Raw genomic sequence first — 9178 nt, 5'->3', positions numbered from 1 at the left:
TTTAGTTTACCGGCCGGCCGGTTCCGGACTGCCTTTCGGGCCGCGCCGCGCCCGCCACTGGACATCCGGCTAGGTCCGGCGCCGGTGCGGGAGCGGGGTGACACCCTCGGGGAGCGGCGGTAAACCGGCGAAAGTGCACACCATGTCGGACCAGGCTTCGAGGTGTGCCGTCACGTCCGAAGTCGCGGGGGTCCAGGAGGCGCGCAGCTCAATGTCGATGGAGCCGGGCCGCTCCGCAAGTGTTCCGAAGCTTTCGGACAGGACCCTGGTGGCTGTGCCGCCGGCCGCTCTGTACGGTGCCTTGTGGTTCTCGAGCGCCTCCACCAGCCACGTCCATGCCACCGTTCCCAGCATCTCGTCGTTGCCCATCTCCGGCTCCAGCTGGGCCCGGATGTAGGTGACGATGCGGAACTCGCCGTCCCAGACTGCAGAGCCTTCGGGGTCGTGGAGCAGGATGAAGCGGCCCGTGGCCAACTCTGTGTCGTCGTCCGCTGTTCCCGACGCGGCCGCCAGCGCCATGGCGGCCGGGCCGTGCAGGGGAGTCGCGGTGCCGGGCCCCGGTGCCAGGACTTCCGCGCCAAGCGCTACGGCGAAGGGCGCCAGCCGTGCAGGCGCGGGAATCTCCGCCAGGTGGAGTTCCCCGCGGCACTGGGCTTTCCTGAGGGTTCCCAAGGCGTGGAGAAATTCCGGGGGAACCTTGTCAAGTGCGTTCACCTTCGCAGGTTACGCAACCATGCTGGTGACGGCGGGAAGGCTCGCCGTCACCAGGCGCCGTCTAGCTGGACTGCCCGCTGCCGTCAGCGCGGAGCTCATGGCGGATTGCTGCCACAAAGGCATCAATGTCCTCCTCGGTGGTATCGAATGAACACATCCACCGGACTTCCCCGGCGGCCTCGTTCCAGTCATAGAAACGGAACGATTTCCGCAGCCGGTCCGCCACCCCTTCCGGCAGGATGGCAAAGACGCCGTTGGACTCGGTTTTCTGCGTCGGCTGCACGCCGTCAATGGTGTCGACGGCGGTGCGGAGCCTGGTGGCCATGGCGTTTGCGTGGGAGGCGGACCGCAGCCAGAGGTCACCTTCCAGGAGGGCGATGAACTGGGCCGACATAAAGCGCATCTTCGACGCCAGCTGCATGTTCATCTTCCGCAGGTACACCAGCCCATGGGCGGCCTCCGGGTTCAAGGCCACCACCACTTCACCGAACAAGAGCCCGTTCTTCGTGCCGCCAAAGGAAAGAATGTCCACGCCGGCGTCGCGGGTGAAGGCCCGCAGCGGGACCTGGAGGTGGGCCGCCGCATTGGCCAGCCGGGCGCCGTCCATGTGCAGCTTCATCCCCTTGGCATGTGCGTGGTCCGCGATGGCCCGCACCTCTTCCGGCGTGTAGCAGGTTCCGAGCTCCGTGGTCTGCGTGATGGAGACGGCCAGCGGCTGGGCGCGGTGCTCGTCGCCCCAGCCCCAGGCCTCCCGGTCGATCAGTTCGGGTGTGAGCTTGCCGTCCGGGGTGGGGACATGCAGGAGCTTGATGCCGCCAATCCGTTCCGGCGCGCCGTTCTCGTCCATGTTGATGTGGGCGGTGGAGGCACACACCACGGCGCCCCAGCGGGGGAGCAGCGACTGCAGCGACAAAACGTTGGCGCCCGTTCCGTTGAAGACCGGGAAGCATTCGATGCCGGGCCCGAAGTGTTCCTCCATCAGTTCCTGCAGCCTGGCGGTGTAGTCGTCTTCCCCGTACGAGACCTGGTGGCCGTCGTTGGCGGCGGCAAGGGCCACGAGGACCTCCGGATGTACCCCGGAGTAGTTGTCCGAGGCGAATCCGCGGATGGTGGGATCGTGCAGCCGGGTTCCGGCGGCAGTTTCTGCTGTTGTTGTCATGGCTTTGCTCACGCTTTCAGTCTAAATACAGTCGGGCGCCCTGCAGGCAGGGAACCGACTCTCAGGGGGCCAGCACGAGCCGGCTGCCGTTCAGGCCGCCGGCCGGGGTGTCGAAGAGTCCGACGACCGCGCGGGCCAGGTCTTCGACGTCAGTTGCGCCGGGAAACTTCCGCTCCGGGTGGTTCCGGCGCATCTCATCGTCCACGAGGGCCTTGACCACCAGGACGACGGCGGCCGCCTCCCCGCGACCGGTGTTCCCGGCAGAAGCGTTGGCGGCAGGGTGGTTGCCTGCAGTCTCCTTTCCGGCAACGGCGTTGGCCCGCCGGAAGCCGTCCGCCATGGCCATGGTCCACGCTTCGGCTGCGGCCTTGGCAGCAACATAGCTGGCAGTGGCCGCCGTCGGCTTGGCCACGGCGGTGGAGGACACCATTGCGAAGCGGCCGTAAGGGGACGCAGCGATATCGTCGAAGAAGATGCGGGACACGTTCCGGAGCGTGGTGATGGCGCCGCGTTCCAGGAAATCCCAGTCCTCGTCTGTCTGGTCGGCAATGCCTGTGGCGCCACGCCAGCCGCCCACCAGGTGGATGACGGAGTCAATGGTGCCGGCAGAGGATGACACGTCCTTGCGCAGTTGCCGCACGTCCTCCAGCCGGGACAGGTCGCACACAAGGCCCGTGACGCCGTCGCCCGCCTTTTCCGCCGCGGCGTCGATCCTTGCCTGGTCCGAACCCACGGTGAAGACCCGATGGCCTGCGGCGTGAAGCGCCCGGGCGACGGCGATGCCGGACGCTCCGCTGCCGCCGGTCACCAGGACGTTCAGGCGCGGGGCACCAGGCGTCCCGGCTGCAGCCCTGTCCGGTGCCTGGTTCCCCGACTCTTCTGTCACAGTGCGGAAGCTCCGGTGATGCCGGCAGTCGACTCAATGACAGGGCGCATCTTTTTCTCCAGTGCTTCGTAGAACATGGACAGCGGGAACTCGTCATCCAGCACCTGGTCCGTCAGGCCGCGCGGCGGACCGGCCAGGGCCAGCGCGTCAGGGCCCTTCGCCCAGACGGAAGCCGGGTTGGGCGTAACGGTAGCCGAAACCAACTCGTACGCCGCGATCCAGTGCGCAGTTTTCGGGCGGTCGATGGAGCGCCAGTACAGTTCGTCGATGCTGGCACCCAGGGCGATGACGGCGTCAGCTACTTCGTCCCAGTCGATGGTGAGCCGGGTGTCGGTCCAGTGCAGGACATGCTGCTGGTGCAGCCAGGCGAACAGGAGCTGGCCGCCCAGTCCGTCGTAGTTTCGGACCCGGCTGCCGGTAATGGCAAAGCGGAAAATCCGGTCGAAGATGATGGCGTACTGCACCAGCTTGGCATGGCGGCGGGCTTCCGGATCGGCGTCCTCGTCCTTCTCGATGCGGACAGATTCACGGAAGGCCGTCAGGTCGCAGCGCAGCTCTTCGAGGGAGTACAGGAAGTAGGGCATCCGCTGCTTGATCATGAACGGATCGAACGGCAGGTCGCCGCGCATGTGGGTGCGGTCGTGGATGAGGTCCCACATCACAAAGGTTGCTTCCGTCAGGTCCTGGTCGGCGAGCAGTTCCGCGGCACCCTCGGGAAGTTCCAGGCTGGTGGTCTCGGCGGCCGCCTTGAGCACGCGGCGGAACCGGGCAGCCTCGCGGTCAGCAAAGATGGCGCCCCAGGTGAAGGTTGGGGTTTCACGGACGGCAACGGTTTCGGGGAACAGCACCGCGGAGTTGGTGTCATAACCTGCGGTGAAATCCAGGAAACGGATGGGGACGAACAGCTTGTTCGAATATTCCCCAGCCTCCAGGCCGGCGATGAACTCAGGCCAGATCACCTCGATCAGGACTGCCTCGACCAGCCGGTTGCTGCTCCCGTTCTGGGTGTACATCGGAAAGACCACCAGGTGCTGGAGCCCGTCGCGGCGCTGTTCCTGCGGCTGGAAGGCCAGGAGCGAAGACAGGAAGTCCGGGACGTTGAAGCCGTTGGCTTCCCAGGCGGAAAAGTCCGCGCAGACTGCGTCCAGGTAGGCGGCATCATGCGGAAAGGCGGGGGCCAGGACGCGGACGGCGTCCACGATGTCACCCACGTACCGGGAGGCTTCTGCATGTGCGCCGGCGTCGGGGATGGAGCCGTCCTTAACCTGCAACGACTGGATGGAAGAGGCCGCGGCCTTAAGCCGGAGCCAGTCCTGGTTGTCCGCGGTTATGCCGGTGGGGGCGGTGATCAGTGTTTCGGTCATCGTCGGCTGCCTTTCTGGTTGCTTGCTATCTACGGTGAGCGTAGCAAGCAACCAGCAGGACTAATGTGAAAAGGGACCTAGCCTAAGAAACCCTTGTGCTCGCGGCACTCTTCACGGCTTGCAGGCCCAGCGTTCAGCAATGTCAGGCTTCCATACCTGCGCCGCTGACGTGCGGTTTTTCCTGCGGGACTAGTTTCAGGGAGACGGAGTTGATGCAGTAGCGCTGGTCCGTGGGCGTACCGTACCCCTCGCCGTCGAACACGTGCCCCAGGTGGGAATCGCAGGTGGCGCAGCGGACCTCCACGCGGTCCATGCCCAGGGTCCGGTCATGGATGTAGCGGACGGTGCCTTCAGCCAGTGGTGCCCAGAAGGAAGGCCAGCCGCAGTGGGAATCGAACTTTTCGTTGCTGGTGAAGAGTTCGGCGCCGCATGCGCGGCACTGGTACACACCCGCCGTATGGGTGTCCCAGTATTCACCGGTGAAGGGGCGCTCCGTCCCGGACTGCCGTAGCACGTGATATTCCTCCGGCGTGAGCTCCTCGCGCCACTCGGCGTCGCTCTTTTGCACGGTGGGCTCGGCGGCGGGGGACTCCGGAGCCGGATCCGTGGCCTTGTTACCGAAGATGCTGTTTCCCAGAATGTTGTTACCGAAGATGCTCATAGCCTTGTCAACGCTCAGGAGTCGCCGATAAATCCCGAACCTGCGTACAGGTGCAGGACGGGGAGGCCCAGCTGGTCCTGTGCCTTATTGGCCCAGTCGGTGTGGAACGTATCTGCCACTGCATGCGGCCTGGTGATCACCACAGCCTGCGCGGCGCCGGTTTCCTTGACTTTGGCTACCAGGCCCTGGACCGCCCCGCCGTCCACTACTTCGCCCGTGACGCCTCCGCCCAGTCCCGCCAGCGAGGCCAGTGACACTGCCAGCGTTTCGGCTGCCTGCGCCCGTTCCGTGGCGGGGTCCGGAGCGTGGGATGTCAGCTCCCGGAATGCCTTGGCAATGTCCAGCATGGAGAGGTTTTCGAGGAAGTCCACCAGCAGGTGCCGCTCAGTGTTTGCCGGTACCAGCACCACGAGCCGGGTGTCAGAACCATCCACCAGGCGCTCGATGTTCAGGCGGTCGTCCGCCCCCAGGGGTTCTTCGGTCAGGATGACGATGGGATCACTCATGGCCTTAGCCTAGTCCCGTGCCCGTGGTGCTGCACTCCTTCGCCGGTGCAGGCAATTCCCACCGGCCCGCCGGAAATACGGGCTCTGGGTGGTAGGACGGTAAGAATAGTTTCATGGCACTTTTCCAGCAGACCGGTCCTGCCCCAACTCCCCGTACCCCGGATTCCGGAGCGGGCATGTCGCTGCGGACGAAGTGGGCGATTGGCGGAGCCATCGGGGGCGGGGCATTGGCGGGGTTGCTGGCCACCGGATCGTCGGCGTTGGCCGTGTATTTCGCCCGCCGCGTCATCACGCCGGCCAGGCAGCGGGCATCGGACCAGGAAGTGCTGGCCGTGATCCGCGACGGCCAGAGGCAGCAGGTGATCCTGGCTGCCAATGAGGACACCACCGTTGACGGTGTGTACGGATTCTTTTTCGACGGCGGCAAGGGGCACGCGCGCATCGGCCGCATCGTCTCGTATTCGCCGGCTGAACGTACGGTGTTGCGCGAAGTTGAAGCGGTCTACGCGGGAGACCTCACTGCCGCGCGCTGGGGGTGGTGGAGCGGCGCCGTCTACCCGGACCCCGCCGCCGCCGGACTTCCGGCAGAGGACGTGGTGATCGAAGTGGACCGGGGGCAGGCACCCGCCTGGCTGGTCCGCGCCGGTGGCACCGCACGCACCTGGGCTGTGATGGTCCACGGACGCGGGGCCAGCAGGCAGGAGGCGCTGCGCGCCGTCGGGCCCGCGCTGGAGCTGGGCCTGACCAGCCTTTTGGTGTCCTACCGCAATGACGGGCTCGCCCCATCGGCCGACGACGGGCGCTACGGCCTGGGTTCCACGGAATGGCGGGACATCGAGGCAGCGATTGAATACGCACTTGCCAACGGGGCCGAGGAGATTGTCCTCTTCGGCTGGTCCATGGGCGGTGCCATCTGCCTGCAGGCTGCTGACTTGTCCCGTTACCGCCATTTGATCCGGGCCATGGTGCTGGATGCACCGGTCACCGACTGGGTCAATGTGCTCGCCCACCACGCGCAAATCAACAGAATCCCGTCACTCGTTGGCCGCTACGGGCAGCTTATGCTGGGGCACCCGCTCGGGCGCCGGCTCACGGGACTCTCCGCGCCGGTGGACCTGAAGGTCATGGACTGGGTTTCGCGTGCAGTGGAACTGCGGACTCCCACGTTGATCATCCACAGCGTGGACGACGAGTACGTGCCCTACGGGCCGTCCGCGCTCCTGGCTGAGCGGAATCCGGACATGGTGACCTTTGAGGCTTTCAACCATGCGCGGCACACGAAGGAGTGGAACGTTGATCCTGCACGGTGGGAGAGCGTGGTGAAGGCATGGCTGCGGCAACAGCTTGCGCCCCGCCTGAATCCGGGTGGGATCCAGGCGGGATAAGGCACGGTTTGAATCGGCATGTGCCGGGGATGCTCAACCGCTGGGAAGCGGCTTCAGTAGCCGCCGGGCGTGTCTGGAGGGGTGAAGGGGTCCGCGTAGTTGGAATGGGTGGGATGGTCGCGTTGAGAGAGGCGTTCTGACCACCGGGCGCCGTGCGGATCAACTTTCCCGCAGTACGCGCAATGCCGCGTGAAGTTACCGTCGCGGTCCGCTTCGGCCACCCAGTGGTGCCCAAGGTTTGTCTTGCACATCAGAGTTTTGAGCATGAGGTCCGTCCAAGTAAACATATGGCTCCACCCGCGGCGGGGACGGCTAATGGCGCGACCTTCCCTACCGCCCCTGCTCTGCGGTGATGCCGGTGCAACGATTATAGGCCCGCAGCGAGACGATTGACCGTGCGGTTCCTACGAGGCGGACAGCGAACTGATGGGAGCGGTGACGGCGTCAGTGAGGCGAATGAGGTCGGCAGGAGCGAGCTCGATGTCCAGGCCCCGTTTGCCTCCCGAAACCAATAGCGTTTCCAGCGCCAGCGCGCTGTCATCAAGCACGGTAGGGGAGGGGAGCCGCTGGCCGAGCGGCGAGATGCCGCCCAGCACATAGCCGGTGCGGCGCTGGGCTGCAGCGGGGTCGGCCATGGCGGCCTTCTTGGCTCCCAGTGATGACGCAAAGGCCTTAAGGTCCAGGGTGCCGCTGACGGGTACGATTCCGACCGCCAGCCTGCCCTCCACCTCGACCATCAACGTCTTGAAAACCTTCGACGGATCAATGCCCAGCACCTCGGCTGCTTCCGCCCCGTAACTGGCAGCGGAGGGGTCGTGGGCGTAGGGGTGCAACACAAAGGGAACCCCGGCTGCTGCCAGTACGGCGGTGGCCGGAGTTCCCTGTGATGCGTTTTTGCGTGCCATTGATGCCCTGCGTGGCTAGGAGCGCACGGCGGACGAAGCCGCGACCTTGCGCTTGATCCTTCCCAGCATTGCCGTCATCCCCCGCATCCGCAGCGGGGTGATGGCGCGGGTAAGGCCCAGCAGTTCAGGCATGTCATCAGGCACCGAGAGGATCTCCTCGGCGGACAGCCCGTCCAGGCCTTCGTGCAGGACGCCGGCAAAGCCGCGTGTGGTGGGAGCCTCTGCAGGAGCCTTGAAGTAGAGCCGAACGGTGCCGGACGTGCCTCCGCCTTGCTCCGTCTCGATGGTCAGGAACAGAGGGGACTGGCACTCCACCACCTGCTCGAGCAACTCGGGGTGGTCCTTGAGCCGCTCGGGCAGGTCCGGCAGTCCCTGGGAGAACTCGAGCAGCAGCTGCAGGCGCTCGGGCTCGGACAGGGCCTGGAAGTCGTCCACAATGGCCGCCAGGGCGGAAGGCAAGGCTTGAGTAGTCATCATTCCAAGTCTACGCAGGTAGCGCTGGCCGTGCGCCGTCAGACCCCGACGGCAACGGGAAAGGATCCCCGTTCCGCGCCCTTGGCGATGGGCACCCGCACGGCATTGCCCCACTCGGTCCACGAACCGTCATAGTTGCGGACAGAGTCAAAGCCCAGGAGGTACTTAAGGGCGAACCAGGTGTGGCTGGAACGCTCGCCGATGCGGCAATAGGCCACGACGTCGTCGCCCTCGCTCAGGCCCGCCTCGCCCAGGTAGAGGGCTTCGAGTTCTTCACGGCTGCGGTAGGTTCCATCGGGAGCGGCTGCCCGCGCCCACGGAATGGAGGCAGCAGTGGGAATGTGGCCGCCACGCAACGCACCTTCCTCGGGGTAGGCCGGCATGTGGGTGCGCTGGCCGGTGTATTCCTCAGGGGAGCGGACGTCGATGAGCGGCTTGCCCAGGTGGGCCAGGACATCTTCCTTGAAGGCACGGATCGGAGCATCGTCGCGCTCAACAACCGGGTACTCGCCCCTGGCCGGGGCGGGCTTCTCGGTGGTCAGCTCCCTGCCCTCGGCAATCCACTTGTCCCGGCCGCCGTCGAGCAGCCGCACGTCCTGGTGGCCGAAGAGGGTGAAGACCCACAGTGCGTAGGCAGCCCACCAGTTGGACTTGTCACCGTAGATGACCACGGTGCTGTCGCGCGAGATGCCCTTCGACGCCGCCAGCTCAGCGAATGCGGCGCCGTCCACGTAGTCGCGGGTCACTTCATCGTTCAGGTCGGTGTGCCAGTCGATCTTCACTGCGCCGGGGATGTGTCCGGTTTCGTACAGGAGCACGTCTTCGTCAGACTCCACCACGATCAGCTGGCCGCTGGCCACGGCTCCGTTTTCGATGGCCGCAGCAAGCCATTCAGTGGAAACCAGGCGCTCGGGGTGGGCGTAGGCTGCGAACTTCTCGTTTTGTTCAACTGGGTAGGACATATCTTTGCCTTTCATCGAGAACACGGCTGATCCGCGGGACCGGCATGGGGACCTCCTCCCACCCTAGCCACGGTCCACGGCGATGTCCGTTTTCAGTTAACAGGAGGAAATGTTGCCTTCGTCACGCTGGCCGGCCGGGTAGCTCCACGCCACCCGAAGCGG

11 protein-coding genes are annotated in these 9178 nt (G+C 65.5%); 1 reads left to right on the top strand and 10 read right to left on the bottom strand.

Annotation, left to right across the window (positions count from 1 at the left end):
- Positions 1–69: 69 nt before the first annotated feature.
- The 6 genes from AC5RUQ_RS18170 to AC5RUQ_RS18145 form a co-directional block, all read right to left on the bottom strand.
- Positions 70–714, bottom strand: coding sequence for a DUF3000 domain-containing protein (locus AC5RUQ_RS18170; RefSeq protein ID WP_493948714.1), 645 nt, complete (start codon positions 712–714; stop codon positions 70–72).
- A gap of 61 nt (positions 715–775) precedes the next feature.
- Positions 776–1873, bottom strand: coding sequence for a threonine aldolase family protein (locus AC5RUQ_RS18165; RefSeq protein ID WP_493948829.1), 1098 nt, complete (start codon positions 1871–1873; stop codon positions 776–778).
- Positions 1874–1934: 61 nt separating this feature from the next.
- Positions 1935–2693, bottom strand: coding sequence for an SDR family NAD(P)-dependent oxidoreductase (locus AC5RUQ_RS18160; RefSeq protein ID WP_493948828.1), 759 nt, complete (start codon positions 2691–2693; stop codon positions 1935–1937).
- A 62-nt stretch (positions 2694–2755) separates the two neighbouring features.
- Complete coding sequence (locus AC5RUQ_RS18155; RefSeq protein WP_493948713.1) at positions 2756–4123, bottom strand: DUF6421 family protein; 1368 nt, start codon at positions 4121–4123, stop codon at positions 2756–2758.
- A gap of 142 nt (positions 4124–4265) precedes the next feature.
- Positions 4266–4784, bottom strand: coding sequence for a peptide-methionine (R)-S-oxide reductase MsrB (gene msrB, locus AC5RUQ_RS18150; protein ID WP_493948712.1), 519 nt, complete (start codon positions 4782–4784; stop codon positions 4266–4268).
- Between the two features lie 14 nt (positions 4785–4798).
- Entirely contained in the window at positions 4799–5290 is a 492-nt protein-coding gene (locus AC5RUQ_RS18145) for a hypothetical protein (RefSeq protein WP_493948711.1), read from the bottom strand.
- A 176-nt stretch (positions 5291–5466) separates the two neighbouring features.
- On the opposite strand from AC5RUQ_RS18145, the gene AC5RUQ_RS18140 reads away from it, so the two are divergent.
- Positions 5467–6675 (top strand): alpha/beta hydrolase family protein, encoded by a 1209-nt coding sequence (locus tag AC5RUQ_RS18140; RefSeq protein ID WP_493948827.1) that lies wholly within the window; start codon positions 5467–5469, stop codon positions 6673–6675.
- Between the two features lie 53 nt (positions 6676–6728).
- Here AC5RUQ_RS18140 and AC5RUQ_RS18135 read toward each other — a convergent pair whose 3' ends face one another.
- The 4 genes from AC5RUQ_RS18135 to AC5RUQ_RS18120 form a co-directional block, all read right to left on the bottom strand.
- Complete coding sequence (locus tag AC5RUQ_RS18135) at positions 6729–6926, bottom strand: hypothetical protein (RefSeq protein ID WP_493948710.1); 198 nt, start codon at positions 6924–6926, stop codon at positions 6729–6731.
- 153 nt (positions 6927–7079) lie between these two features.
- Positions 7080–7580 carry a Cys-tRNA(Pro) deacylase gene (gene ybaK / locus AC5RUQ_RS18130; protein WP_493948709.1) on the bottom strand — a complete coding sequence of 167 codons (501 nt, stop codon included), beginning with the start codon at positions 7578–7580 and terminating at the stop codon, positions 7080–7082.
- A gap of 15 nt (positions 7581–7595) precedes the next feature.
- Positions 7596–8054: a SufE family protein gene (locus AC5RUQ_RS18125; protein WP_430228389.1), complete on the bottom strand. Its 459-nt coding sequence runs from the start codon at positions 8052–8054 to the stop codon at positions 7596–7598.
- Positions 8055–8092: 38 nt separating this feature from the next.
- Positions 8093–9016 carry a sulfurtransferase gene (locus tag AC5RUQ_RS18120; protein WP_461174670.1) on the bottom strand — a complete coding sequence of 308 codons (924 nt, stop codon included), beginning with the start codon at positions 9014–9016 and terminating at the stop codon, positions 8093–8095.
- Positions 9017–9178: the final 162 nt, after the last annotated feature.

The sequence above is a fragment of the Arthrobacter sp. MDT2-3 genome, assembly GCF_059090465.1.
The sequence above is the reverse complement of the archived record's forward strand: the minus strand, read 5'-3'. Positions and strand labels throughout refer to the sequence as shown.